We start from the raw sequence: 25,217 nt of genomic DNA, 5'->3' as shown, positions 1-25,217 counted from the left end.
CCCCTTATAGCCGGTCGATCACATTTTCGTGACATCTCCAGTCGCTTTCAACCGGATTTCACGACCCGCCAGCCGACCCTTTTCGCAACCGAGCGACGCGAGGGACCAAAGTCCTGGTCAGGCCGAGCAAAGGTCCCTGTCGGTGCGGCATTGGTCGTGGGCCCCCTATGCCAAGGCCACTATGCCGGCAATAGTCGGCCGCTTGCCAAAGCCGGCATCGGCCTGATGTATAGGAGGGTCCGTGATGCGCGGATCGACCCCCACCCGTTTTCGTTGGCTGGCTCTGAGAGCGACATCGGCATTGGCGCTGGCTGTCGCCCCCTATCAACTCGCCTTCAACGGCTCCGCGTCCGGCCTCATTGCCGCAGCCGCACACGCCAAGGATAGCGGACATGATGGTGGCGCTGGTGGAAGCGGCGGAAGCGGCAGCGGAAACAGCGGAAATTCCGGGTCTGGTGGCGGCGACGACGGCGCCAGCAACGATCATGGCACCACCGACAATTCCGGAACCGGAAAAAGCCAAAACGATGGCGGAGCCGGCCATCACGTCAACGCGGCCACTGGCGACAAGGTTGACGTGGATCGCAACAAGATCGAAGTACAGCATCCCGATGGCACCACCGAAGAGATCGCGAACGGCCGTTTCGAGATGAAGGATGCGCTCGGCCGAACGATCGTCGAACGTGCAGCGACGGCGCGCGATTACAGTCGTCTTCAGGCTTTGTGAGGCAGGCCACCCAGGCAAGGGCCTGCTTCGCAGTCACCTCCGCCGCCCCCGGCGGAGGTGACTTGATGTTCGGCGTCTGCCGTCGTCAGGCATCACGGAAACCCAGTATCCCGCTCGACGATGGCGATCGCGGCGCCGTTCATACAAAACTAATATAGCATGCGATTAGGACTTTAGTCCAATCTTGCGCTTGCAAAGGTCCTGGGTGACAACGGCAACGGTCGGAGGTCGCTTCCGGGCACCGCGTCTTTCGGCGATGTTGGTTGCAACTGCAACGTTGAAGGTGGGCGCGCCGGGCTCAATCGACGGAGATCAGGATGCACAGATCGCTCACAACGCCTTGTTGCCGGCTTGCACTTAGATCCGCGGCTGCGCTGGCGTTGACCATCGCTCCCTATCAAATTGCCTTCCACGGCTCCGTTCCCGCGATTTACGCCGCCAGCGCACAGGCCGGCAAGGGCGGTGGCGGCAACGGCGGCGGTGGTGGAAACGGCGGTGGCGGAAATGGCGGTGGCGGCAATAGCGGTAGCAGTGGCGGCAACAGCAGCAGCAGCAGCGGGAATGGCAACAGTGGCAATGCCGGCAAGTCGGGTGCCAACAAGGGTAAGAACGGCAACAGCGCGAGCCATGTCAATGCAACGACCGGCGACGAGGTCGACGTGACAGGCAACAAGATCACGATCCGGCATCCCGACGGCATAACGGAAAAGCTCGAGAACGGTCGTTTCAGGATGGAGGATGCGCTCGGTCGCACGATCATCGACCGCCGGGCCACACCAGCCGACGTCGGCCGTCTCAAGGCCTTGTGAAGCCGACCAACAGGCAACGGCCGGCCTCACACGTCACCTCCGTCGCCCCCGGCGGAGGTGACCTCGTTTGGGGGTTTAAGACTGGTTGCGGTCGCGCAGCTCACGCATCATCAAAGCCGCTTCGGTGCGGTTGCGCACATTGAGTTTCGACAGCACCCCGGTCATGTGATGCTTGACGGTCTTCTCCTGCAGCTCCAGCCGCAACGCGACTTCCTTGTTGCTTAGCCCCTCCGCCACCAGCCGCAGAATTTCCGTCTGCCGTTCCGTGAGTTGCCGCAGCCGGTCCGCATTGCCGTTGGTCGGATGCTGGGACTGGAGATCCGAAAGCAGGCGAGCCGAGAGCGTCGGCGAAAGATAGCTTTCGCCGGCCGCCACGCTGCGCAGGATATCGGCAAGCGCGCGCGATCCGATGCCTTTGAGCACATAGCCGCACACCCCTGCATTCAGGGCCATGGTCACATCGGCATTGGCCTCCGAAACGGTCAGCATGACTATCTTCTGGGCGGGATGGCCGGCGAGGATCCCCGCAACCGCGGCCAGGCCGCCGCCCGGCATCGAAATATCGAGCAGCAATATGTCCGGCCGAACGGTCGAGACGATGCGTTCGGCATCCTGCGCCGTGGCACCCTCGCCAACCATATCGAAGCCTCCGATCTCCGATAGGCTGCGCGTCACACCTTCGCGGAAGAGGGGATGATCGTCGACAATGGCGATGCGAATGACACCAGTCATGCTTGCTCCTCGACCGATAGACGGATTACCAGACGCGTGCCTTGCGGCCCGGTCAAGGTTTCAAACTGGCCGCCAATGCTTTCGACCCGCTCTCTGAGGCCGGCGAGCCCGAGGCCCTCGTCCCGTGCCGGATCGAAGCCTGGCCCGGCATCCGATACTTCAACGTAAAGCCTGCCACCCTTCATTCCGGCACTCACCGCCTGATCCTTGCCTCGCGCGTGGCGATAGGCGTTGTTCAGCCCTTCCTGCACGAACCGATAGATACTGATCTTCTCCGACGCGCCGGGCTCTGGCAACTGTCCGGCCAGCGTGAGGGTCACGGACGTTCCCGTCCTCAGCTGGTGTTCGTTGACGGCCAGCCGCAGAATGTCGTTTGCGGCAGCCGTTTCGATCTGCGGCAGGACGAGGCCGGTGCAGATACCGCGTATTTCGCGCAACGCATCCTCCAGTGTCTTGCGGATCATCGCGACCTCGGTGGAGCGGCTTTCGCCCGAATGGCCATCGCCGGAAAACACCGGACTATCCATGCGCAGCGCCGCCAGGGCCACGAGTTGCGCCGGACCGTCATGCAGATCGGCGCCGATTCGGCGCAGATACCTTTCGTTGAGCGCGGTGGCGCGACGGGACGCCCGCTGCACGCGCACTCGCAAGGCGCTGTTCTGCGTCACCAGGCCCTGCAGCTCCGACACCTGGCGGCGCAGCGCCCCGCGCTGATCGTCGATGGTGCGGCTGCCGCGCAGGACGATGCCCGACAGGAGCAGGAAGGCCGCCAGCGTCGCGCCGGCGACGATCAGCCAGCTTGACCACAAAGCGGAAGCCAGCGTGGCTTTGAAGTCGTCGGCGATCTCATAGAATTCGGTGACTGCCACCACCTCGCCGGACCACGGCTCGCGCACGGGATTGTAGATCTCCAGCAATGGCAGGCCGGAAGCCTTCTCCTCACCTTCACTATCATCGAACGTATTGAATTCGGCGACGACACTGCCTTTGAAGGCGGAACGCAGATTGTCGCTCGGATCGAAGCGGCGGCCGATCAGCGCCGTCTCCTTGGCGTAGAGAACTGTGCCGTCACGGCTCCAGAGCTTGAAAGATACGAGGCGCTTGCCGAGCGCGCCCTGGCCAAGCGTCTCGTCTAGCGCCTGCTTGACGGAGTCGCTGAGCTTCTGTTGCTTGCGCAGGTCCGGGAGCAGGGGCGCAATCACGCTGTCGACATACAGCGCCGTCGTGGCGGCCGAATTGCGGATGACGCCATCCCGGATCTGACCCGTCACCCAGGCTCCCACCACCAGCATGACGGCCAGCAGGCCAAAGCCGCCGGCAACGACGAATTGCAGGGCAAGGGAAAGCTCGCTCCAGCGCCGCGCCAAGTTTTGAACAATACGAATCATGAGCCCCTGACCGCCCTTCAATGATAGGCTGGGCGATTTCAATACATTGGGCTTCCGCCTTGCTGTTGCCAAGGCCTACGTTCGGTCGAGGTCGCTTGACGTCCCGGCACGCTTCGGAAACAACGTCCGCGAACTCACGCGGCGGGAGCTGCTTCGAGAGGGGGATGAAACATTGAGTCTTTCGGGATTGCTTCAGCTCGGCTTTTCGACGGTCATCTTCCTGCTGGCGGCCACCGCCGCCAAACAGTGGGGCCTTGCGCCGAGCCTTGGCAAGATCCTGCTGACGCTGGCGCTCTATTCCTTGGGCAATCTGATCATGCTGCGGCTGATCCGCGAATTCGGCATGTCGGTGTCATTCAGCCTGTCGGCAGTCATCCAGCTGGTTTCAGTGAATGCCGTCGCACTGGTCTTCTTCGGCGAGCGCGTCAACGCGTTGCAGGCCACCGGCATCATTCTGGCAATCGCAGCCGTGGCACTGATCACGCTCGGACCCTATCTACAAGGCCGATTGTAACGGGCGAATTGCCGATGAAGAACGCCGCGAACGCTCTGCTCAACCGTGTCGAATTCCCGGTGCTTCTGGCCGGTCTGGTCATCGCCGCCGGCCTGTGGGGGCTCGAGGAATTGATCGAGGTGGCGCGGGCCGCCACGCCGCACGCTTTCGACACCGAAATCCTGCTCGCGTTCCGCAAGGCAGGCCAGCCCGACAGTCCGATCGGTCCGCCCTGGCTGGAGGGGGCGATGCGCGACATCACCAGCCTGGGCAGCGGCAGCGTGGTGGTGCTGATCGTAGCAGCGGCAATTTTTTATCTCTTGCTTATCCGCAGGCCGGCGACCGCCCTTTTCGTCTTTGTGGCGGTGGCCGGTGGTCAGGTGCTGTCCAGCCTGCTGAAGGCTGGCATCGACCGGCCCCGCCCTGAACTCGTCTCGCATCTCGCCAACGAAACAACGCTGTCTTTTCCGAGCGGCCACGCCATGCTGTCGGCGGTGACGTATCTGACGCTCGGCGCGCTGGCAGCGCGCTTTCTGCCTGGGCGAACGACGAAGATCTATGTGTTGTCGCTGGCGGTGCTGACGACGCTGCTGGTCGGCATCAGCCGCGTCTACCTCGGTGTGCACTGGCCGTCGGATGTGCTGGCCGGCTGGTGCGCCGGCTTCGCCTGGGCGATGCTGTGCTGGCTCGCTGCCCGTACATGGCAGCGGTGGCGCGGGCAGCGCCCGAACGGCGACGAGGAGACTGGAGACTAGAGCCGGGAGACTAGATCAGCCGGTTGATCAGCCCATGCCCGCAACCCGTTAGCAGGAAAACCACCGACAGCAAGCATGCCGATGTCGTGAAGGTCTTGAAAATAGCCAACCGCGTTATCCCCCTGCCCGTTTGGAACACCCTAACGCGCAATCCTCGGGAAGTATCCTGAAAAATGGCTGCTGGTGATTGGACGCTAAGAACTCGATGACCAGCAGCGCGCCAGCGAGGCTGCAACGGTCGCCAATGGTTGGTATCTATCTTTGCACTTCGAGCGACACCGTCGTCGCTTGCAAAACCCGGGCGCTGTGCACTGACGGTCTCATCGGTATCGGCGGCGCCGCGAATCTGTGCTAAGCCGCCGCCCGCCTAACCAACCAAAGGACGACCCCTGTGAGCGAACTGACCGTGGCCGAAGCGATCGAATGCATCTATGCCTCGCTCCGGGCGGATAATGCCGACCTCGACGTACATATCGCGAGCCTTAAGGCAGCGCTGGCACGAGAGGGAACAAAACAGGCGGTGTTCGTTCCGACCAAGCTGGCGCAGAACAACCGCTCGGGCCGCAAGTTGATGCAGGCCTATTTTCGGCAGCACGGGGTAAGCGTCAGGTTCTCGGATCAGTAGAACCGCGCGGGTTGAAGGTTGGCCACTTTTTCGAGCACCCCGCGAACACGCATGTCACGGGCCTGCCTCTTGCCGCGGTCGGCGACCGTTCAAAGGCTGTGATGATGGCGGATTATCGAAGCCTCCGGGTGATGCATGACGCCGTCGAGAGTGGGTGCGTGATCATTCTCATGGTCAGGTACTTACCTCGTTTTCTCTGGCCATGGGGTTTCGCGGGCCGAAGCTGACGGTCGCGGCCGCATCGCCGGACCTCCTCTCGCTTGCTCTCGCAACCGTGACGAGACGCCCCGCCCGTAACCTGATTTTGCCCGCAAAATGCCGCGATGGCGTCCTTGGTTCACAATCGGATCGGGAATTCAGGCGGTTCACCGCAACGGAAAGGCATCGCATGCGGCTGCTTCTGGTTGAGGACGATTTGATCCTCGGCTCTTCGCTGAAGAAGGCTCTCGAAAAGCATGCCTATGGGGTGGACTGGATGAAGGATGGCGAGGTTGCGATCGCGGGGCTCGAGGACCTCGCCTTCGACGTGGTCGTGCTCGACGTCAACCTGCCTGGGGTGAACGGGATTGAGGTCCTGCGCTCGGCGCGGAAGAATCGCAACGCCGTGCCGATTCTTCTGCTTACCGCCCGTGATACGTCCCTGCAGAAGGTCGAAGGGCTCGACAACGGAGCCGACGACTATCTGGTGAAGCCGTTCGATCTCGACGAATTGCTGGCACGGTTGCGCGCCCTCATGCGCCGGCGGGAGGGCCGCACCGAGATCATCCTGAGAAGCGGCGCTATCGAAATGGATCCAGCGGCAATGGTAGTGCGCGGCGCCGAGGGCCAGATCGCGATGACCGCCAAGGAATTCCGACTGCTCAAGCTCCTGATGGAGCGGGCCGGCAAATACGTCACCAAGAGCGACATCGAATACGCGCTCTACAGCGCCGACAGCGCGGTGGAAAGCAATACCACCGAGGTCATCATCTACAATCTGCGCAGAAAGCTCGGTGCCGACTTCATCCGCTCCATCCGGGGCGTCGGCTACATGATCGAGCCATGAGGCGCCTGACCCTTACCTGGAAGCTCTTTCTGCGGATAACGCCGACGATCCTCGTCGCAATCGCAGTCATCGGGGTCCTCGCCTTCCGCTCCGCCAGGCGCGAGATCGACAACATCTACGACGCCAAGCTGATCAATGACGCCAACGTGCTCTGGACGCTGCTGGAACATCAGATCGAAGAGCCAGGCAACCACCCGCCCAGGCAGGTCAAGGACATGGACTTTGCGATGGGCAACCAGCTCGCCATGAACGATCAGGCGGACGACTACGCCGACGCGCATATATTTCGCCTGTGGAAGGACGGCAGGATCCGTATCTTCACCAACGGCGCCTTCCCCGAGAGCGTTCCAGTCCAAAGGGCCGGCTTCACCGAGCTGAATTATGCCAACGAGCGATGGCTCGTCTATTCGCTGCCGATCCCGAACACCGGCATCGTCGTGGAAGTCGGCGAAAAGCGAGCCCTTCGCGACACGCTGGTGTCGAACATCATGCTCAATCTGTTCTTTCCGCTGCTGGTGCTGGTGCCGGTCATCGGGCTGCTGGTTTGGTATGGCATCAGCAACGGCCTGGGACCCATTCACGGCCTGGTCCGCCAGATCCGCAGCCGTTCGCCCGACGACCTCTCCGTCATCGCGATCGATGCGTTGCCGCGCGACCTGCTTCCGTTGGGCATGTCGGTGAACCAGTTGCTCAGCAAGCTCGACCGGTCGCTGACGGCGGAAAGGCGCTTCGCCGACCAGGCGGCGCACCAGCTGCGAACGCCTCATGCCGGGATAAAGCTTTTGCTGCAGATGCTGGCGCATGCCGACAGCGAAACGGAGCGGGAGACGATCCTCGCCGACCTGACGGCCAGCAACGACAAGGCCACCCGCCTCGTCAAGCAGATGCTGGAGGCGGCGCGCATCAGCCATCAGCCGGTCGAGCTGAGAGTGGTCCGACTCTATGATGTCACCGCATCGGTGATCGCCGAGTTCGGCACGATCATCACGCTCAAGCGGCATGATGTCTCGCTCGACGGAGCCGAGGCAGCCGAGGTCAAAACGGACGAACCCATGCTTCGCCTGTTGATAGGCAATCTGATCGACAATGCTATCAAGTACACGCCGGCTGGCGGGAAGATCAAGGTCTCGATCTCGCCTGAGCCCGGCGCCTGGGCGCTTTCAATCACCGACAGCGGCCCAGGCATCGCCCCTCAGCATCGCGAGGCGGTATTCCGCCGGTTTTATCGCGTGAATGTGCCCGAGGTGGAAGGAAGCGGACTGGGCCTCGCCATCGTCTCGGGCATCGTCGAGCGCCTTTCCGCGAACATCGCCCTCAGCACGCCTTCGCCCGGCGGTGGCCTTCACGTCGCGGTGACGTTGCCGCAAGCCTGAAGGCACAACCCTGCTGATCGGCACAGCGTGAGGCTTCGGCTTCAATTTCAGTTTCGCTTCATCGCGGCCTAATCCTGATCTCAGCGACGGCTGATAGGGAGGTGCGGCTTTCTCAAGAACCCGGGAATTGGCGGGATCCACCGGGTTCGTTTCCCCGGAGGTTTCCGATGAACGCTAATTTTCGTTTCCCTGCCCAGAAACCGCCCTTTGCACGCCCTACTGTTTCGGTCTTGATCGCCGCCTACAACGCGGTTCCGTTTCTCGAACGCGCCGTCAATTCCGCAAGGGCGCAGGGGGATGCAGTTATCGAGATCATAGTCGTCGATGATTGCTCGACCGACGCAACCCTGGAGGTTGCCGGAGCAATGTCGCGGCAGGACAGCCGCGTCAAAGTCGTTCACCTGCCCAGGAATGGCGGACCTTCAGCCGCCCGCAATGCCGGCCTGGAGGCTGCCAGAGGCGACTGGATCGCAATCCTGGATGCCGATGATGCGTACGCGCCCGGGCGGATGGAGCGGCTTGTCGAGATTGCCGCTGCACAAGACGCCGATATCGTCACCGACAAGTTCTCATACTACGATCCGGCAAGCGACGCCTCCAGTCCCGCGACCATCGCGTTCACCAAAGATACGACGCTGATCGACATCGAGACGTTCCTGGCGCATGCGAGGCCCTTTGGCGTCGACACGGACTGGGGTCTGCTCAAACCGGTCTTCAGGCGAAATTTCCTGGCGGATCGATCGCTGCGCTACCCCTCCAATTCTCGTCATGGCGAGGACTTTCTTTTTGTGACGGATGCGCTGCTCGAAGGCGCAAAATACGTGGCCAGCGACTTTCGCGGCTACTTGTACACCCACCGAGGCGCCGGCTGGAGCAGGACGAAGGTGAACTACGACGGCCAGGTGGATCAGTCGCAATCGCTTTTGCTCGATCGACGGTTATCAGGCAATTCGAGACTCGTTTCCCTCCTCAAGGAGCGCATTCGCGCCATGAAGCGCCTGTCGGCCGAGTACAAGACCCAGGCACTGATCGCCGAGAGGAGGTTGTTGCCGCTTGCGACCGCCGGGATGATGGATTGGCGGATCGCCGCGTCGATCCTGCGGAAGGCCAAAAACAAAATCACGACTGTTCACGCTGGTTGAAATGGCCCAGGTCAAGCGATTTGCATTTTCTGAAAGCCGGATGTCACGGGCCGAACTCAAGGTCGCCTCGGTGAATGGGGCGGCCATCAACTTCGGGTCGCAGGCGCTGAAGTTTCTGATGCAATTCTGCTACCAGATCCTGATTGCCCGGCTTCTTCTGCCCGAGGACTTCGGCATCGTGGCGATGGCGGCGCCATTGTTCGCATTCGCGGCGCTGTTTTCGGATTTCGGCCTGACCCAAGCCACGGTCCAAAGGGATGAAATCAACCAGGAGCAGCTCAGCTTCGTCTTCTGGGTCAATGTCGGGCTGAGCGCGGCAATCTGCCTGGCCGTGATAGCGCTTGCCCCGGCAGCAGGTGCTTTTTTCAGAGAGCCCCGGGTCGTGCCCATCGTGACGGGCCTTAGCGCGACCTTTGTGATTGGCGGTCTCTGCGCCCAGCATATGGCCTTGCTCAATCGACAGCTTCTCTTCTCGAAAATAGCCCTGGTCGAGTTGTCCAGCTTTCTGGTCGGGTCCGTGACAGGCCTGCTTTTTGCCTGGAACGGCTCCGGCTACTGGGCCCTCGTCTACAGCCAGATAGCGGTATCGCTGACCACACTTTTGCTGGCCTGGTGCTTTGCCGGATGGGTTCCGAGCAGGCCTGCTCTGCAAACGCAGAACTTCCATCTGTTGAATTTTGGCGCCAACATAACGTCCTTCAATTTTCTGAACTTTTTCGCCAGGAATTTTGACAACATATTGATCGGCCGCTACCTCGGCGAGATGCCTCTCGGCATCTATGACCGGGCATACAAGCTGCTCTTGCTGCCGCTCAGCCAGATCACCACGCCAATAGCGAAAGTCGCGCTTCCTTCGCTTGCGAGAACCTTGAACGAGCCGGAAACATACCGCCGTTTCTATTTCCGAATGCTGGAACTGATAATTCTCGCCACCTACCCGGCAGTGATATTCGCCATCGTCAACAGTCAGCTGCTTATCGTCACGTTGCTGGGGCCGCGATGGTCGGAGGTTTCGCAGGTATTTTCCATTCTTGCCTTTGGCGCCATCTTCGCGCCGATCAGCAGCAGCACCGGCTGGCTTTTCATCAGCCAGGACCGGACCAGGGAAATGCGAAACTGGGGCGCCCTGAGCTCCACCCTGTTTGTCGCCTCTTTCGTGTGCGGATTGCCGTGGGGAATAACCGGGGTCGCCGCCTTCTACATAGGCGTGGGCACCATCCAGGGCCCGATCCTGTGGTGGGGGGCGACAAGGCGCGGCCCACTCGATTTCAGGCAGCTGCTGGAGACCCTGTGGCCGTACTGTGCCTCAGCGATCATAACCGGCGTCCTGGAATACAGCTTGAAGGCATCGCTGCCAGGCACTTTCGTGACGCTGTTGATCTCTCTCGTCGCGTCCTATGTCATCTTCCTGAGCGTCGTCATGGTGTTCAGCTCAAGCCGCAAAGGGATCATCGAGCTGGCCTTTGAGGCAAGCGTGATGGGAGGCCGCTTCTACCGGAAATTCGCCCATGGCGGATCGGTTCCGTGACGTGGGCTTTTGCCGATGTTCGCCGGGATGACTGGATGCCTGGCGGTGCGGCGGGGCCTTGGCGCGGCCGACCACGTTGCGCGGCGTCTGTTCGCTCTGGGCGGAGCCAGCGACTTGGTGCCCCGAACGACCAACTCCGGACCCCCTTTCGGATGGCGACCAGCAACGTCGTTGCGGCTAGGATGGGGCGTTGAACGAACCAAAAGGCGACATGACGGTCCATCTCACGGCTGTTGGCGAAGGTCTCGGAGATCGGCCTGAGGCGCCGATCTGGCTCTCAGTCGAGCTTTAGCGCCGCCACCTCGCCCTCGTTCATCAACGGCACATAGAGGATCGACTCGCCGTCGGTGCCGATGTCGGCGCTGCCGGGCTTGAAATGCGCCACCGCTTCCGGTGTGCCGCCGGGACGATAGCGGTAGAGCGTGCCGGTCATGTAGGCGGTGGCATAGATGGTGTCACGAATAGCGACGACGCCATCGAGGTCGGCGAATTCTTGAGCGCCCGGCAAGGGCGAGATCACCTTGCTGGCGATGTCGACCGACAGCAGTCCGCCCGGCTCCGCCGTGCTGAAATCGGGCTTGATGCCCTTGCCCCAGGAGGCGACGATCAGCCTGCTACCGTCGGCGAAGACGCCGTTGGGCGAAGCCAGCGCCGCGTCCTTGACGAACAGTTCCGGCCGGTCGCCGTCGATGCGGTAGATTGTGTCGGCCAGCATGTCGGTGACATAGACTATGCCTGATCGGTCCGATGTCATGTCGTTCAGGAAGACGGCGTTCGGCACCGCGACGCTGGCGACGAGTTTGCCGCTCGCGAGATCGATGACGCGGACCTTGGTGATGTCGGCGACATAGAGCTTGCCGCCGGATATTGTCATGCCCTTGGGTGCGTCCATGCCGTCGGTCCAGTGTTGGGTGACGGTCTTGCCGTCCAAGGACAGCACGCTGAGATAACCGTTGCCGTCGGCCTCACCCGGATTGCCAACGATGTTGGAGACGATGATGCGGTTGTTGGCGGCATCGAACAGGGCCGATTCCGGCTGTTCGAGACCGGCGGCGCGCCAGAGTTCGCTGGCCTCGGCGGCGGGCGCCGCCGCGATACCGACGATTGCGAGAAACGCTGTGGGGATGAGGCTGTTCATGGCTGTCTCCTGTGATGACAACGGAAGCCTATGATTTTCGATACTTTCCGGAAAGGTAGATTACCGCTAGTATCGAAAGTCGATACGAAACTGCAGGCAAGAGGTGCATTCCATGAACGGCCTGATCTTCGACGCGTTGAAGCGGACACTGAAGGCGAAGGGTGTCACCTATCGCGAACTCGCCGAACGCATGGGTGTTTCCGAGCCGACGGTGAAGCGCATCTTCCACGAGCGCAACTGCAAGCTCGACCGGCTGATGGAGATGTGCGCTGCTGCAGGCGTCGAGCTCGAGAACGTGCTCGGCTCGATGAACAGGGGGCCAGGGCCCGTCAACCACATCGCGCCGGAGATCGAGCGTAGGCTCGCCGGCCGGCCGGCACTGCTGTTCATCTTCGTCATGCTGTCGGAAAAGTTCACGCCCGAGGGCATCATGCGCTCGCAAGGTCTGAGCGAAGCCTCGATGTTTCTCTATCTGCGCGACCTGGAGGAACTCGGCCTGATCTCGCTCGGACGGGGTCTGTCGGCGAGATTGCTGGTCGAGACGCCGATCCAGTGGAATTTCGAAGGGCCGCTGCGGCCGCTGTTCGAAATGACCAACAAGAATTTCATCGGCTGGGCCATCACCCACATCGAGAACGAAGCGAGCTTCGTCAGCTTTAGCAGGCGAATGCGTCCGGAGACGGCGGAGATGGTGCGGCGCGAGGCCGAGGATTTGGCCGATCGCGCCAGATTGCTGGCCCATCACGATCAGCATACGACACCGGAGGACGGGCTGGTCGGCTACAAATGGACGTTTGCCTTTGGTGCAACGCCATTTCCCGCGATCATGCCAATCGGACCGCATCCGCGCGACGCCGGCGCGTTCGATCGGCCCGCCGCTCCCGCAAAGGGACGCCGCCCGTTACCGGCCTGACACGGCCAATCATCCCGGGCAGGATAGGGCGCGTTGGGATAGAACAGATCCGGCACCAACGCGGTATAGCCCCCTGCGGCCAGGCGTTCCGCCATGCCGCCCAGCGCCGGCCGCGGGCCGAACGCATCCATGAAGAGAATGACGCCGGGCGCTGCGGTTTTTTGGTGATCTTCGTGAAAACCGAAGCCTCCGCCTGTCGTGCTTCGGTTTTCACGAAGATCTTTTGTCCGGACATTTTTGCTCTTTGCAGCCGCGGTTCAAAAATGAAATCACATTCATGATAGAGTTCGCGCACTGATTTGCCAGACTGTAGAGGGCGGGTTTGCCGAATGCGTGACACCTCCCCGTGAAATCGAAGTGATCCTATGCCGACCGCGCCAACACTTGAACTTCGCCGCTATTCGCGCCTGAAAAATTTGCGGGCGCGCGCAGAACGCCAGGGTGCTGCATTGCAGTTCTGGGCCCGTACGGCATCGCTCGCGGTGATCTCCTGCTTCTTTTCATTGATCAGCCGCTGGGATGCTTCGCTGCTCTTCGTGCTGGCGGGCCTCGTGCTGTTCCAGCTCGTCGGCCTGATCCAGTTTCTCTTTGCGCGCCGTCGCACGGCGCGATGGTGGATCGGTTACCTCGTCGGTACGCTGGACATCATTCTGTTGACCGTTCTGCTGGTAACGCCTAACCCGTTTTCCCTGGAGGTCGCGCCGGCCGCGATGCAACTGCGTGAGGGCAGCTTCAAATTCCTGCTGATTTTCGTATGCCTTGGCGCGCTGACCCTTTCGACACGATTGGCGCTCTATCTCGGCGCGCTCGCGGCCTTGACATGGGCGATCGGGGTGGGATGGGTGATTTCTCATCCGGGAACCGTCATTCCGGCGACGAACCTCTATTCGCTGCCGATGACGGAGCGACTGAACCTCTATCTCAACCCCAATTTCGTCGATACATTTGCGCAGGCGACCAACGTGTTGGTTGTGCTGATTATCGGCGCGATCATGGCGCTGGTCGTCTATCGTTCCCGACATCTGTCGGAAGACTATGTCAAGGCAGAGCGCGCCCGCGCCAATCTCGCCCGGCATTTTTCGCCCAATGTCGTCGATCAGCTCGCCACCGATGACGAGCCCTTCGGCCCGGTCCGCCGGCAGGATATCGCGGTGCTGTTCGCCGACATCGTCGGCTTCACACACTATTCCGAGGATCATCCCGCCGAAGCAGTGTTCGAACTTCTGCGTCAGTTCCACCGTCGCATGGAACAGGTCGTTTTCGACCACCATGGCACCGTCGATAACTATATCGGCGATTGCATCATGGCGACATTCGGGGTTCCGCAAGCCAGCCATGACGACGCGACTCGCGCCATCCAGTGTGCTGAAGCGATGGTCGCCGCTCTCGAAGACTGGAATGTACAGCGGGTGTCCAGGGGATACCCGCCGCTGGACGTTCGGATCGGTGCACAATATGGCGCAGTGGTCATCGGCGCGGTCGGCAGCGAGCGCAATCTGTCCTTCGCGGTGGTGGGCGACACCGTCAACGTCGCCAGCCGTTTGCAGTCGCTCTGCCGTGAGCTTCAGGCGAATATTTGCTTTGGGTCACGACTGATTGAGGCCGCGAAGGCGGAATCGCCCACGACACAGTTGAATGCGCGCGATCATGGACCGGTGAGCATCCGCGGCCGGGACGAACCGGTCCATGTCTGGGTCGAACACGGAGCCGAAAACCGGGGTGCTATTGCGGTTTCGGCGTGATATAGGCCGCCATGTGAAACGCCTGCACCTCGGCTGGATAGCGGTAGGCCGCGCCATAGGGGGCATCACGTGTCTGAGGCGATTTCGCCAGCCTTTGCGGCTGCGGCGTCTGTGCTTGCCTTGTCGTCCCAGACCATCTGCCGGTAGTCGAAACCATATTCCAGCGTCGGTTTGACGATGCGGAAATAGGGCGACAGGTCGAAATCGCGCGGTGTGTAGAGCGAGTGGTGGCGGATGTGCAGGATTTCCTTGCGCGAATAATTCGACTGCGCCGAAGCGCGGCCGGGCGCACGGGTGATCTCGGGCAGGATCGGATAGCGGATCTGGCCATAGGCCTCGGCGATCAGTGTCGAGCAGATCGCCCGCGTCGGGTCGCCGGAGCCGAAGGCCAGCATGCGGCGGCGCCAGCGCACCGGCACCGGCGGCGTCGGGAAGAAGAACCGCAGCATGTCGAAAATGTTCTTGAGGTCGTATTTCAGGCCGAGCTTGCTGACCATGAAGGCGACGACCTTGTCACGGTCCTCCGGCGCCAGCCCGCTCGCCCGGCAGATGCGGGTGTTGTAGGTGCGATAGCGCGACAACGGCACGGCGACGCAGCCTTCGCCGAGCGTGACCTCGATCAGCCGCCGCCGCTCCGTTCCGTCTTCCGGTTCGGCCAGCGCGTCGCCGACATAGAAGGCCGCATGCGACCAGGTCGACTGGGTCAGGTACTTGATCGCCGCCGAGATCTTCTGGTTGCCCTCGATCAGCAGGATGTCGCCGGGCTCAAGCGTGCGGCGCAGCGTGTCGGCATCGGACGGCGTATAGGGTTCGTAGCCGGAAGATTCTTCCTGCAGCCGGCCGGCAAGCCAGCGGCCAAGTCGATCCAGAAGCGTGTCGACGGGCTCGGTCATGTCCTATGGCGATTAGCATAGGCAGACAGCCGGGCGCCAGCCGCATGTCGGTCAGCCAGCCGCGGCACTCGCGTCTTCCGGCGGCGGAGCCAGATCGTCGCGCGCCTTGCGCGCCAGTTTGCGCGTCGAACGTTTGGGGCTGTCGCCGAACAGGCCGGCCGCCTCGGCCAGACAGCTCTTCTTCAGCTGCTTCTCCGACCGCTTCAAAAGCTTGCCCAGAAGCTTCGTGTCTTCGGGCGGTCCGAGCGGACGCTCATCGGCTTCGAGCAGGGCGCGCATCACCAGCACGTCATGCAGGTCGCCCAGCCGCTCGCCCAGTTCGTCGACCGCCTTGCGCCGGGCCTTGATCGGGGCCGGCCACAGCCTGCCGAGCAGCGACAGATGCATGCCGTGAGTCTTGGCCGCCTTGCGCAGATCGTGGAAGTCATTGGCTTCGCCGCGCGATCCGGCCTTGTCCAGCGCCTTCCTGGCACGGCGCAAGGTGATGCGGGCGCCTTCGGCAAGCACGTCCGCGGCCTGTTCCGGCTGGTCGGGCAAGACGAGGCTTTCGATCCGCTTGAGACCTTCCTCGCAAGCGGCGGTCGCCGCGCCGATCGCCGCTTCGAACCCGCTGCCTTCGTGCAATTCATGCTGACGCGCGATCAGGCTGTCGCGCACCGCACCCAGCCCAACGTCGGCGCTCTCCTTGGGAAAGCTTGCCGCCAGCCGGTCGATGGTCTCGATCAGCGCAGTCGCCTCGCGTGGACCGGCAAGCAGGCCGGCGACGTTGCGATAGCATTGGTTTTCAGTCTCGCAGAATGTTTCGTCACCGGAACGGACGAGACGCAACAAGGCACGCGCGCTCTTCAGCCGCTTGCGGCATTTGTGCAGCGCCTGCTCCGGCCTGCTACGCGCGGCGTCAAGATGATGCAGAGCCTTGCCGATTTCCTCGGCAAGGATACGCCTGACCTCGCCGGTCAGCGGCAGGCGTGGATCGATGCGAAAGCTCATGCGGCGATCTCCGGTATCCCCCCGAGGGCGAGCGACGCGTTGTAGAATTCCTGCTCACCGGTGACTTCACGGCCGAGCCAGTCAGGCAGCATTTCGTCCGGCACGTCCTCCGGTGTCTCGAGTTCGGCGATCACAAGTCCCGCAAGCGGACCGCCAAAGACATCGACTTCGTAGAGATGGCCGCGATGCCTAACATGGTGACGTGTCTTCTCGATGACACGTCCGATGGCGAAATCCAGCATCTCCATCGCCTCCGACAGCGGGATCGAATATTCGAATTCGTCGCGCTCGCGCGCCTCGCTACCGAATTTCAGCGTCAGCTTGGCGGAAGTGCCATCGCTGATGCGCACGCGCACCGTGCGCCCGGGGCCGGCAGCGAGATAGAACTGCAGGATGCGGATATCCGCCTCGGCCAGTTCTAGCCATGCGGTGCTGGAGACCAGGAATTTTCGTTCGACTTCCTTGCTCATGGCCGCGCACTAAAGCGGTTGCCGCCGCCCATGGCAAGACAATGACGTCCACAACTGGCGTTCGCAGTTTGACGTTAATCAATCGATTGATTAAAGTGCGTCGTCATGATCAAGCAACCCGATGCCAAAATCCTGCGCCGCGAAGCATCTCCTGCCGAGACGACACGCGCGGCCCTCGTCAAGGCGGCGCTTAAACTGTTCGGGCGGCGGGGTTTTGACGGCACTTCGACGCGCGAGATCGCGGCCGAGGCGCAAGCAAATATCGGTTCGATCGCCTACCATTTCGGCAGCAAGGAGGGCCTTCGCACTGCTGCCGCCGACTTCATTGTCGAGACCATCCAGACGGTCGCCGGCCAGGCACTCGGCAATGCGCAGGCGCCCATGCCGGGCGGAGCGGAGGCGGCGCAGGCCCAACTCTTCGCGGCGCTGGAACGGATGGTCGGCTTTGTCGTGGCCAGTCCGCAGGCCGGCGAGATCGTGCAGTTCGTGCTGCGCGAGCTTTCGCATCCGACGGCAGCCCTCGACCGCATCTATGATGGCGTCTTCGAGCCGACGCATCGCCGGATGTGCCAGCTCTGGGAACAGGCGACCGGCGAGCCGGCCGAAAGCGAGGCCACAAGGCTCATCGTGTTCACGCTGATTGGACAGGTCATCTATTTCCGCATCGGCCGCGAGGCGGTGATGCGCCGTATGGGCTGGAACGACATCGGCGCCGCCGAGGCCGCCAAGGTGGTGGCGGTCACATCGGGCAATCTCAAAGCCATACTGGCTGCCCGGAAGAGGCAAGGATGAAGGGGCAAAGACCATGAGCTTTCTGTGTGCGCTGCCGCTCGCCGCGCAGCTTTTCGGTGCCTGTGCCCCGGCTCCCCCGCTGGCCGTCGGCTATGTCGAGGGCGACTATGTGCTGCTGGCGCCGATCGAGGTGGCGCAGGTCGAGACGGTCACTGTGAAACGCGGCGACCGAGTGGTGCCCGGCACGACCGTGGTGACGCTGGAAAGTGCCGATATGAAGATCGCGGTGGCGCAGGCCAAGGCCGGGCTTGCCCAGGCTCAGGCGCAACTGGCCGACCTGCAGATCGGCAAGCGGCCGGAAGAGATCGCGGTGCTCAAGGCTCAGCTCGACATGGCCAGCGCCCAGGCCGCTGATGCCAAGCGCAAATACGACCGCGCCGCCGATCTGTTCAAGCGCGGCGCCGGCACGCAGGCCGATTTCGACACCGCGTCGGCGACGCTGGAGACGGCCAATGCACAGGTCGGCCAGGCCAGTGCCAATCTCGCTGTCGGCGGCCTGCCGGCGCGGCCGGAGACGATCAAGGCTGCCGACAATCAGGTCAAGCAGGCTCAGGCGACCTTGGAGCAGGCTGAGTGGCGGCTGTCGAAGCGGGTGCTGGCAGCCCCTTCGCCAGGCCGTGTCAACGATGTCATCCGCAATCCCGGCGACACGGCCGGTCCGACCGCTCCAGTCATTTCCATCCTGCCCGACGGCGCGGTGAAGCTCAGCGTCTATATCCCGGAGAGCGCCTTCGCCTCGATCAAGGTCGGTACCTTGCTCAGCGTCCGTTGCGACGGCTGCGGCCCGGATGTGAAGGCACGCGTCAGCTATGTCTCGCCCGATCCGGAATTCACCCCGCCGGTGATCTACTCCTTGGAGAACCGGCAGAAGCTGGTCTACCTCGTCGAGGCGCGGCCGGAGGGCGATGCCGGCCCGCTGCAGCCGGGCCAGATCGTCGATGTCGACCTGGCGGATGGCGCAAAATGAACGCCATCGACGTCCGTGGGCTGGTCAAACGTTTTGGCGGCAAGGCCGTGGTCGACCATGTCACGATGACGGTCGCCGAAGGCGAGATCGTGGGCTTTCTCGGACCCAACGGTTCGGGCAAGACCACCACTATCCGCATCATGTGCGGCCTGCTGACGCCTGACGAAGGCGAAGGCACGGTGCTGGGCTTCAACATCCGCACCGACAGCCTGCGCATCAAGCGCGAAGTCGGCTACATGACGCAGAAATTCTCGTTCTACGAGGACCTGACGATCGGCGAGAATCTCGAATTCGTGGCGCGGCTCTACAGGCTGAAGCCAGTCGAGGAACATGTCGCCAGGACGCTTGAGGACCTCGGCCTGGCAACGCGCCGCAACCAGCTGGCCGGCACGTTGTCCGGCGGCTGGAAGCAGCGTCTGGCGCTCGCCGCCTGCATCATGCACCAGCCGAAATTGCTGCTGCTCGACGAGCCGACGGCTGGCGTCGATCCGAAAGCCCGGCGCGAGTTCTGGGACGAGATCCACCGGCTCGCCGCCGGCGGGCTGACCGTGCTGGTGTCCACCCACTATATGGACGAGGCCGAGCGCTGCCACCGCATCAGCTACATCTCCTACGGCAAGATGCTGGCCACCGGCACCGTCGTCGAAGTGGTCAGGAATGCCGGACTGACCACATTCGTCCTGCAGGGTCCGCGGCTCGACCAGGTGGCCGAAACGCTACAAGGCCGCCCGGGTGTCGACCAGGTGGCGCCGTTCGGCGCGACACTGCATGTCGTCGGCTCCGACAAGAAGAAGCTTGAGGCGGCACTCGCCGATGTCGAAAGAGAGCACAAGGGCGTGAAAGTTTCGGCTGGTGAAACCAGCCTCGAGGATGTCTTCATCCAGTTCATGTCCGGCTCGAAGGACAACATGGCATGAACAACGTCTTTTCCGTCGCCCGGCTTGGCGCCCTGCTGATCAAGGAATTCATCCAGATGCGGCGCGACCGCATCACCTTTGCCATGATGCTCGGCGTGCCGCTGATGCAACTGGTGCTGTTCGGCTACGCCATCAACAATGATCCGAAAAGCCTGCCGGCAGCACTCGTGGCGACGAGCAGCGACCCCTACACGCGGGCCATGGTTTCGGCACTGCAGACCACCGGCTACTACCGTTTCGACCACGTCTCGCAAAGCGCTGCCGATGCGGAATTCCTGATGTCGCGCGGCGATGTCGCCTTCGTCGTCACCATACCCGCCGACTTCGCCCGGCGGGTCGAGCGCGGCGACAGCCCGCAGATCCTGATAGAGGCCGACGCCACCGATCCGGCCGTAGCCAGCGGCGCCATCTCGACGCTCGGCACCGTCGCCAGCCAGGCTCTGCTTCGGGCGCGAGGCATGCAGGAGGCGGCCGCCGAGGCAGCGCTTGGCCAGCTCCAAGTGGTGGTGCACCGGCGCTACAATCCCGAAGGCATCTCGCAATACAACATCGTGCCCGGCCTGCTTGGCGTTATCCTGCAGATGACGATGGTGATGATGACCTCGATCGCGCTGACGCGCGAGACCGAGCGTGGCACGATGGAGAACCTTCTGGCGATGCCGTCGAGCCCGCTCGAGATCATGCTCGGCAAGGTACTGCCCTATCTGGCGGTCGGCGCCGTTCAGGTGGTGGTGGTGCTGGCGGCGGCGAAGCTTCTGTTCGCTATCCCGTTCACCGGCTCGATATCGCTGCTGCTCAGTGCCGTGCTGATCTTCGTGCTGGCGCTGGTGCTGCTCGGCTATACGATCTCGACCATCGCCCGTACGCAGATGCAGGCGCTTCAGCTCACCTTCTTCTTCTTCCTGCCGTCGATCATGCTGTCCGGCTTCATGTTTCCCTATCGCGGCATGCCGGGCTGGGCGCAGGTATTCGGCGAGATACTGCCGCTGACGCATTTCCTGCGCATCATCCGCGCGGTGATGCTGAAGGAAGCCGAACTGCCGGCGGTCGCAACGGAGATCGGCTGGCTGGTGATGTTCGTAGCATTGTTTGCCGGCGTAGCACTGGTGCGGTTCAGGCGAACGCTGGATTAGACGCCGCCCTGAGCGTCAGGGCGCCTTTGCAGCGCAGAAGTCTTGGAAGCCGGCGGGTGTGAAGGATCGCTGCAGCTATCATTCTGCGCCGCTGCAATGCTTCGGAACCAGCTACGCCGCCGCCATGATCTCGGCATAAGTGCCGAAATCGACATTGCCGCCGGACAGCACCACGGCAACGCATTTGCCGGATAGCGCGATCTCGCCCGATGACAGTGCCGCCAGCGCCACACAGCCGCCGGGCTCGACCACCAGCTTGAGATAGGCCATGGCGTCGCGCATCGCCTGCGCGGTTGCCTTGTCGGAGACGGCGATGGCACCAGTGAGGTTCCTGCGGTTGATCTCGAAGGTGATCAGGCCGGGCTCGGCGGTCAGGATCGCGTCGCAGATCGAGGCGTGGCCGGGCTCGTTCGAAACCCTGGTGCCGGCGGCCAGCGAGCGGCGGGTGTCATCAAAGTGCTCGGGCTCCACCGCCCACACCGCGGTGCCGGGCGAGGCGTCCTTGACGGCAACGGAAATGCCGCTCGACAGGCCGCCCCCGCCGCAGGGTACGACAACCGCGTCGAGGCTGACGCCAAGCGCTTTTGCCTGACGCATCAATTCGAGGCCGATCGTGCCCTGGCCGGCAATGATGGCCGGGTCGTCGAAGGGCGGCACCAGCGCCATGCCCTTTTCGAGATAAGGGCGGATCACGGTCATGCGGTCGTCGCGAAAGCGGTCGAATGGTACCACCTCCGCCCCCATCTTGCGGACATTGGCGATCTTGATCGCCGGTGCATCGACCGGCATGGCGATGACGGCCTTGACGCCGAACATTGCCGCCGCCGCCGCGACGCCCTGCGCGTGGTTGCCCGACGAGAAGGCGACGACACCCCGGCTGCGTTCCTCTTCGCTGAGCGACGACAGCTTGTTGTAGGCGCCGCGGAACTTGAACGAGCCGGTGCGCTGCAGCGTCTCCGGCTTGAACAGGATGCGCGCGCCGAAGCGCTTGTTCAGCTCCTGCGATTCGATCAAGGGCGTTTCGACGATCAGACCGGAGAGAAGCGCGGCGGCGGCATGGATGTCGGCGATGCCGGGAGGGGTCATGGTGGTCATGCGAGGTCCAGTGGAAGAGACGGTGTCCTCGCATGATGCGCGCAAACAGATGTGGCGCACCAATGAAAAAATGTGACCGTTACAAAGTTTGCGGGACGACCGCCAACGTCACGGCGCTGTCCCGCCGACATCTGGCGGTCGAGCGCTCAGCCGGGGGGCCCGCTGCCTACGGCAGCTCCCCGGTTCGAGCCCTTTGAAAGGTCCACCGGACCTTTCAATTCGCCTGCGGCGAAGCGGGCTCTCACCCCAACAGCGTCCGCTGTCGCTTGCTCCCGCCCAGCTTGCGCCAGTTGTTGAACCGGTGCGTGGCCGCAGCGAATGAAATCTTCATCTGCTGGGCAACTGAATAGCGCGACTTGCCCTCGTCGAACATGCGGTAGCAGCACTCGACGCCTTCCTCGGTCAGTTTGCCGTCCGGCGCCTTGTTGTGCGGGTTGGCGGGATCGAATTTCTCGACCTGCTGCTCGACCAGGCCTTTCAGGCGCTGCAGGTCGGCCTCGATGCTGGCGATGAGATCGAGAACGGGCTTGGGGTCATAGGGGGGCGGAGGCTGTTTTGCCCTCATCTGCTGGCTCCTTGTTCTTGGCTTGATCCAGCCATATAGGTGAACATTCACTGATAATGAAGGCCTTGCCTCGTGCGGGGTTTCAACAATTCTTGACCGCGCGCAATTGACCGAAGGCATCACAAACCATAGTTTAGAACCATTCTAAACTAGGGTGAATTCCTCATGCTTTCCCGCGTCTTCGGCTTCGGCCGCCGTCCCTTCGAATCGCTCACCGAACAGGAAATCCTGGCGCTGGCCATTTCGTCCGAGGAGGATGACGGACGCATCTACCGCGCCTACGCCGACGGACTGGCTGAAACCTTCCCGCAATCGGCCAAAGTGTTCGAGGAGATGGCCGAGGAGGAGGATGGCCATCGCGACGCGCTGATCGAGCTTTTCCGCGAGCGGTTCGGCGAGCGCATTCCGCTGATCCGGCGCGAGCATGTGAAAGGCTATTACGAGCGCAAGCCTGACTGGCTGGTGAGACCCCTTGGCATCGAGCATGTGCGCAGCCAGGCCGAAGCGATGGAGCGGCAGGCCTATCTGTTCTATGTCGAAGCGGCCAAGCGCACCACCGACGCCTCGACCAGAAAGCTGCTCGGCGATCTGGCGATTGCCGAGCAGGGGCACGAAACGCTGGCGCAGCGCCTGGAGCAAAAGCACGTACCTGGCGAAGTGAAGGACGAAGAGGCCGCTGCCGAGCAGCGCCAGTTCATCCTCACCTATGTGCAGCCGGGGCTTGCCGGGCTGATGGACGGGTCGGTGTCGACGCTGGCGCCGATCTTCGCCGCCGCTTTCGCCACGCATGACACCTGGCAGACCTTTCTGGTCGGGCTTGCCGCTTCGATCGGCGCCGGCATCTCGATGGGCTTTACCGAAGTGGCTTCCGACGACGGCAAGCTATCAGGCCGTGGTTCGCCGATAAAACGCGGCATCACCACCGGCGTCATGACATCGGCGGGTGGCCTTGGCCACGCATTGCCCTATCTCATCCCGCATTTCTGGACGGCGACAGGTGTCGCGGCGGTCGTGGTGTTCTTCGAACTGTGGGCGATTGCCTTCGTCCAGAACCGCTACATGCAGACCCCTTTCCTTCGTGCCGCCTTCCAGGTGGTGCTGGGCGGCGCCCTGGTGTTTGCGGCGGGTGTGCTGATCGGGAATGCTTGAGCGCGGTTCTCCCTTCTCCCTCAGGGGCGAAGATAGAACCCTCACCCATTCACCGCCCGACTGTCTGCCGGCGCCTCGTCCCGTTCCGTCAGCCCATAGTCGCGCACCACATGCGCGATGCGCAGACGGTAGCCGGCAAAGATGCCGCCGCGGCCGGCCTTCTGCGCCTGCCGGTGTTCGTCGGTGTTGCGCCAGGCCTTGACCGCCTCCTCGTCGCGCCAAAAGGACAGCGACAGGATACGGTTCGGGTCGACCAGACTCTGGAAGCGCTCGATGGAAAGAAAGCCGTCGATGCCGTCGAGCAGCGGCCGCAAGTCGGCGGCGATGCTCAGATAGGCGTCGCGCCTGCCCGCCGCCGGCTCGACCTCGAAAATGACGGCAATCACGGCAGCACCAGTTTCGCGTGAGGGCCTGACGCCAGTTTCAGGAACATGCGATCCTCCTTCACAATGAATCTTTCGCGCTTGGCGAACTCGTAGTTTGCCTTGCCGGCGGGATCGGCGGCAAGTCGGGCGCGATAGGCTTCGTAGGCTGCCAGGCTGTCGATGTTGTAGGCGGCGTAGGCGGTCGTGGCGGAGCCCTCATGCGGCGCGAAGTAGCCGATCAAATCGGCGCCGCAGCGCGGAATGGCCTGGCCCCAGTTGCGCGCATACTCCTCGAAGGCCGCCTTGCCGAACGGGTCGATCTCGTAGCGGATGAAGCAGGTGATGGTCATTGTGGTCTCCTTGGGTTTCTGCGTCGATAGTTCGAGCGGCGTCGAAACATTGTGTTGCCTGGCCCGCTAGGTCTGCCAGAACGATTTCGCGCATTCGCGGCGCACCTCTTCAGGTGTCAGGCCAAGGTCGCGCAGCAGATGATCGTCGATCTCGGCAAGGTCGAGACGCTGCAAATGGCGGTCATACCAGCGGGGCCAGCAGCCGCGTGCGCAGGTGACGAACGGAAACGATTGACGGCCGGGAAGCGGTGCTGAGGGGGGAAGCGGTTCGTGCGGGCATCGTCGTCTCCTTGATCTGGTCGGAGGATAGTGGTTATCTGACAGGAACGCTTCGATGAGGAACGAACTATGCGTGAAGGACCCGACATCGCCCGCGTCGCCAGCCTGGTCGGCGACCCGGCGCGGGCAAATATGCTGAATGCCCTGATGGGCGGCACCGCGCTGACGGCGAGCGAACTGGCGCTCGAGGCCGGCGTCTCGCTGCCGACCGCCAGCTCGCATCTGGGCAAACTGATGGAAGGCGGCCTGCTGACCGTGGCGAGCCAGGGCCGGCATCGCTATTACGGCCTCGCCGGTCCACAGGTGGCGGGCATGATCGAAGCCATCACCGGTGTCGCGGAGGCGGTCGGGCCGAAGCGTGTGCGGCCGGGTCCCCGCGACGGCGCCATGCGCGTGGCACGCGTCTGCTACGATCACCTCGCCGGCGAGCGGGCGGTGGCGATGCTCGACCGTCTTGTCGCCAGAAAAATTCTTCTGCGCGACGACAAGGAGATCAGGCTTGGGCCGGCGGCCGCGTCGCATTTCGCCGCCATCGGCATCGATGTCTACACCAAGCCGCGCAGGCCGGTGTGCCGCGCCTGCCTCGACTGGAGCGTGCGGCGCTCGCACCTCGCCGGCACGCTGGGTGCCGCCATTCTCGACAAGATACTTTTGGAGAAATGGGCACGCCGCGAAAAGGACAGCCGCGCGGTCATTTTCTCACCGCCAGGCAAGCAGGCTTTCGAGAGGGTGTTTTTGACGTGAGAGCCGGTGGGACAGCGCCCCCCTCTGCCCTGCCGGGCATCTCCCCCTCAAGGGGGGAGATTGGCAGTTTCATCGTCTCGCTCGCCTTACAGCGTTGA

General features: G+C 62.7%; 28 protein-coding genes. 17 read left to right on the top strand and 11 right to left on the bottom strand.

The window, feature by feature from the left end; genetic code table 11:
* The first annotated feature begins 244 nt into the window (after nucleotides 1–244).
* Together NKJ01_RS19935 and NKJ01_RS19930 are read left to right on the top strand one after the other, a co-directional pair.
* Nucleotides 245–727, top strand: coding sequence for a hypothetical protein (locus NKJ01_RS19935; RefSeq protein WP_352730333.1), 483 nt, complete (start codon nucleotides 245–247; stop codon nucleotides 725–727).
* A gap of 317 nt (nucleotides 728–1,044) precedes the next feature.
* Nucleotides 1,045–1,536, top strand: coding sequence for a hypothetical protein (locus tag NKJ01_RS19930; protein WP_352730331.1), 492 nt, complete (start codon nucleotides 1,045–1,047; stop codon nucleotides 1,534–1,536).
* A 75-nt stretch (nucleotides 1,537–1,611) separates the two neighbouring features.
* On the opposite strand, the gene NKJ01_RS19925 is transcribed toward NKJ01_RS19930, so the two are convergent.
* Nucleotides 1,612–2,268, bottom strand: a complete 657-nt coding sequence (locus NKJ01_RS19925) for a LuxR C-terminal-related transcriptional regulator (protein ID WP_023762224.1) — start codon at nucleotides 2,266–2,268, stop codon at nucleotides 1,612–1,614.
* Nucleotides 2,265–3,656, bottom strand: coding sequence for a sensor histidine kinase (locus NKJ01_RS19920; RefSeq protein WP_023762225.1), 1,392 nt, complete (start codon nucleotides 3,654–3,656; stop codon nucleotides 2,265–2,267). The genes NKJ01_RS19925 and NKJ01_RS19920 overlap by 4 nt, the downstream gene beginning before the upstream one ends.
* A 172-nt stretch (nucleotides 3,657–3,828) precedes the next feature.
* On the opposite strand from NKJ01_RS19920, the gene NKJ01_RS19915 reads away from it, so the two are divergent.
* The 7 genes from NKJ01_RS19915 (at nucleotide 3,829) to NKJ01_RS19885 (ending at nucleotide 10,617) form a co-directional block, all read left to right on the top strand.
* Nucleotides 3,829–4,170: a hypothetical protein gene (locus NKJ01_RS19915; protein WP_031261091.1), complete on the top strand. Its 342-nt coding sequence runs from the start codon at nucleotides 3,829–3,831 to the stop codon at nucleotides 4,168–4,170.
* A 14-nt stretch (nucleotides 4,171–4,184) separates the two neighbouring features.
* Nucleotides 4,185–4,904 (top strand): phosphatase PAP2 family protein, encoded by a 720-nt coding sequence (locus NKJ01_RS19910; protein WP_023762227.1) that lies wholly within the window; start codon nucleotides 4,185–4,187, stop codon nucleotides 4,902–4,904.
* A 391-nt stretch (nucleotides 4,905–5,295) separates the two neighbouring features.
* The gene (locus NKJ01_RS19905; RefSeq protein WP_023762229.1) at nucleotides 5,296–5,529 is read left to right on the top strand and encodes a hypothetical protein; all 234 of its coding nucleotides are present in this window, start codon (nucleotides 5,296–5,298) and stop codon (nucleotides 5,527–5,529) included.
* A 388-nt stretch (nucleotides 5,530–5,917) separates the two neighbouring features.
* Nucleotides 5,918–6,574, top strand: a complete 657-nt coding sequence (locus NKJ01_RS19900; RefSeq protein ID WP_352730328.1) for a response regulator — start codon at nucleotides 5,918–5,920, stop codon at nucleotides 6,572–6,574.
* Nucleotides 6,571–7,947, top strand: coding sequence for a sensor histidine kinase (locus NKJ01_RS19895; RefSeq protein WP_352730326.1), 1,377 nt, complete (start codon nucleotides 6,571–6,573; stop codon nucleotides 7,945–7,947). The genes NKJ01_RS19900 and NKJ01_RS19895 overlap by 4 nt, the downstream gene beginning before the upstream one ends.
* A gap of 167 nt (nucleotides 7,948–8,114) precedes the next feature.
* Entirely contained in the window at nucleotides 8,115–9,089 is a 975-nt protein-coding gene (locus NKJ01_RS19890) for a glycosyltransferase family 2 protein (protein WP_352730324.1), read from the top strand.
* A 40-nt stretch (nucleotides 9,090–9,129) separates the two neighbouring features.
* Nucleotides 9,130–10,617: a lipopolysaccharide biosynthesis protein gene (locus tag NKJ01_RS19885; RefSeq protein ID WP_352730322.1), complete on the top strand. Its 1,488-nt coding sequence runs from the start codon at nucleotides 9,130–9,132 to the stop codon at nucleotides 10,615–10,617.
* A 277-nt stretch (nucleotides 10,618–10,894) separates the two neighbouring features.
* Here the strand turns inward: NKJ01_RS19885 and NKJ01_RS19880 are convergent, their stop codons facing one another.
* Nucleotides 10,895–11,755 (bottom strand): SMP-30/gluconolactonase/LRE family protein, encoded by an 861-nt coding sequence (locus tag NKJ01_RS19880; RefSeq protein ID WP_352730320.1) that lies wholly within the window; start codon nucleotides 11,753–11,755, stop codon nucleotides 10,895–10,897.
* Nucleotides 11,756–11,867: 112 nt separating this feature from the next.
* On the opposite strand from NKJ01_RS19880, the gene NKJ01_RS19875 reads away from it, so the two are divergent.
* A complete protein-coding gene (locus tag NKJ01_RS19875) occupies nucleotides 11,868–12,668 on the top strand; it encodes a helix-turn-helix domain-containing protein (RefSeq protein WP_352730318.1) in 801 nt (266 codons plus the stop codon).
* Nucleotides 12,669–13,033: 365 nt separating this feature from the next.
* A complete protein-coding gene (locus tag NKJ01_RS19865) occupies nucleotides 13,034–14,410 on the top strand; it encodes an adenylate/guanylate cyclase domain-containing protein (RefSeq protein WP_352730316.1) in 1,377 nt (458 codons plus the stop codon).
* Nucleotides 14,411–14,475: 65 nt separating this feature from the next.
* Here NKJ01_RS19865 and NKJ01_RS19860 read toward each other — a convergent pair whose 3' ends face one another.
* The 3 genes from NKJ01_RS19860 to NKJ01_RS19850 are packed head-to-tail and all read right to left on the bottom strand — an operon-like array spanning nucleotide 14,476 to nucleotide 16,763.
* Nucleotides 14,476–15,303 carry a C40 family peptidase gene (locus tag NKJ01_RS19860; RefSeq protein WP_352730314.1) on the bottom strand — a complete coding sequence of 276 codons (828 nt, stop codon included), beginning with the start codon at nucleotides 15,301–15,303 and terminating at the stop codon, nucleotides 14,476–14,478.
* Nucleotides 15,304–15,354: 51 nt separating this feature from the next.
* Entirely contained in the window at nucleotides 15,355–16,293 is a 939-nt protein-coding gene (locus NKJ01_RS19855) for a CHAD domain-containing protein (RefSeq protein WP_352730312.1), read from the bottom strand.
* Nucleotides 16,290–16,763, bottom strand: coding sequence for a CYTH domain-containing protein (locus NKJ01_RS19850; RefSeq protein ID WP_352730310.1), 474 nt, complete (start codon nucleotides 16,761–16,763; stop codon nucleotides 16,290–16,292). The genes NKJ01_RS19855 and NKJ01_RS19850 overlap by 4 nt, the downstream gene beginning before the upstream one ends.
* 105 nt (nucleotides 16,764–16,868) lie before the next feature.
* Here NKJ01_RS19850 and NKJ01_RS19845 point away from each other — a divergent pair, with 105 nt between their 5' ends.
* The 4 genes from NKJ01_RS19845 to NKJ01_RS19830 are packed head-to-tail and all read left to right on the top strand — an operon-like array spanning nucleotide 16,869 to nucleotide 20,572.
* A complete protein-coding gene (locus NKJ01_RS19845) occupies nucleotides 16,869–17,555 on the top strand; it encodes a CerR family C-terminal domain-containing protein (RefSeq protein ID WP_352730308.1) in 687 nt (228 codons plus the stop codon).
* Nucleotides 17,556–17,568: 13 nt separating this feature from the next.
* The gene (locus NKJ01_RS19840) at nucleotides 17,569–18,522 is read left to right on the top strand and encodes an HlyD family secretion protein (RefSeq protein WP_023762242.1); all 954 of its coding nucleotides are present in this window, start codon (nucleotides 17,569–17,571) and stop codon (nucleotides 18,520–18,522) included.
* Entirely contained in the window at nucleotides 18,519–19,439 is a 921-nt protein-coding gene (locus NKJ01_RS19835) for an ABC transporter ATP-binding protein (protein ID WP_352730306.1), read from the top strand. The genes NKJ01_RS19840 and NKJ01_RS19835 overlap by 4 nt, the downstream gene beginning before the upstream one ends.
* A complete protein-coding gene (locus NKJ01_RS19830) occupies nucleotides 19,436–20,572 on the top strand; it encodes an ABC transporter permease (protein WP_023762244.1) in 1,137 nt (378 codons plus the stop codon). The genes NKJ01_RS19835 and NKJ01_RS19830 overlap by 4 nt, the downstream gene beginning before the upstream one ends.
* A 111-nt stretch (nucleotides 20,573–20,683) precedes the next feature.
* Here NKJ01_RS19830 and NKJ01_RS19825 read toward each other — a convergent pair whose 3' ends face one another.
* Nucleotides 20,684–21,667, bottom strand: a complete 984-nt coding sequence (locus NKJ01_RS19825) for a threonine/serine dehydratase family protein (RefSeq protein WP_352730304.1) — start codon at nucleotides 21,665–21,667, stop codon at nucleotides 20,684–20,686.
* 241 nt (nucleotides 21,668–21,908) lie between these two features.
* Complete coding sequence (locus tag NKJ01_RS19820) at nucleotides 21,909–22,232, bottom strand: hypothetical protein (RefSeq protein ID WP_352730302.1); 324 nt, start codon at nucleotides 22,230–22,232, stop codon at nucleotides 21,909–21,911.
* A 165-nt stretch (nucleotides 22,233–22,397) separates the two neighbouring features.
* Here NKJ01_RS19820 and mbfA point away from each other — a divergent pair, with 165 nt between their 5' ends.
* Nucleotides 22,398–23,381, top strand: coding sequence for an iron exporter MbfA (gene mbfA / locus NKJ01_RS19815; RefSeq protein ID WP_023762247.1), 984 nt, complete (start codon nucleotides 22,398–22,400; stop codon nucleotides 23,379–23,381).
* A 41-nt stretch (nucleotides 23,382–23,422) separates the two neighbouring features.
* Here the strand turns inward: mbfA and NKJ01_RS19810 are convergent, their stop codons facing one another.
* The 3 genes from NKJ01_RS19810 to NKJ01_RS19800 all read right to left on the bottom strand — a co-directional run bounded on the left by NKJ01_RS19810 (nucleotide 23,423) and on the right by NKJ01_RS19800 (nucleotide 24,270).
* Entirely contained in the window at nucleotides 23,423–23,767 is a 345-nt protein-coding gene (locus tag NKJ01_RS19810) for an antibiotic biosynthesis monooxygenase family protein (protein WP_352605969.1), read from the bottom strand.
* Entirely contained in the window at nucleotides 23,764–24,096 is a 333-nt protein-coding gene (locus tag NKJ01_RS19805; RefSeq protein ID WP_352730299.1) for an NIPSNAP family protein, read from the bottom strand. Before NKJ01_RS19805 ends, NKJ01_RS19810 begins: the two co-directional genes overlap by 4 nt.
* A 66-nt stretch (nucleotides 24,097–24,162) precedes the next feature.
* On the bottom strand, nucleotides 24,163–24,270 hold the full coding sequence (locus tag NKJ01_RS19800) for a DUF1127 domain-containing protein (RefSeq protein ID WP_352605972.1): 108 nt from the start codon (nucleotides 24,268–24,270) through the stop codon (nucleotides 24,163–24,165).
* Nucleotides 24,271–24,444: 174 nt separating this feature from the next.
* Here NKJ01_RS19800 and NKJ01_RS19795 point away from each other — a divergent pair, with 174 nt between their 5' ends.
* Entirely contained in the window at nucleotides 24,445–25,119 is a 675-nt protein-coding gene (locus tag NKJ01_RS19795; protein ID WP_352730297.1) for an ArsR/SmtB family transcription factor, read from the top strand.
* The last annotated feature ends 98 nt before the right edge of the window (nucleotides 25,120–25,217 follow it).

It is taken from the genome of Mesorhizobium sp. M0276 (assembly GCF_040321755.1).
In the GTDB taxonomy this organism is placed as follows: domain Bacteria; phylum Pseudomonadota; class Alphaproteobacteria; order Rhizobiales; family Rhizobiaceae; genus Mesorhizobium.
The sequence above is the reverse complement of the archived record's forward strand: the minus strand, read 5'-3'. Positions and strand labels throughout refer to the sequence as shown.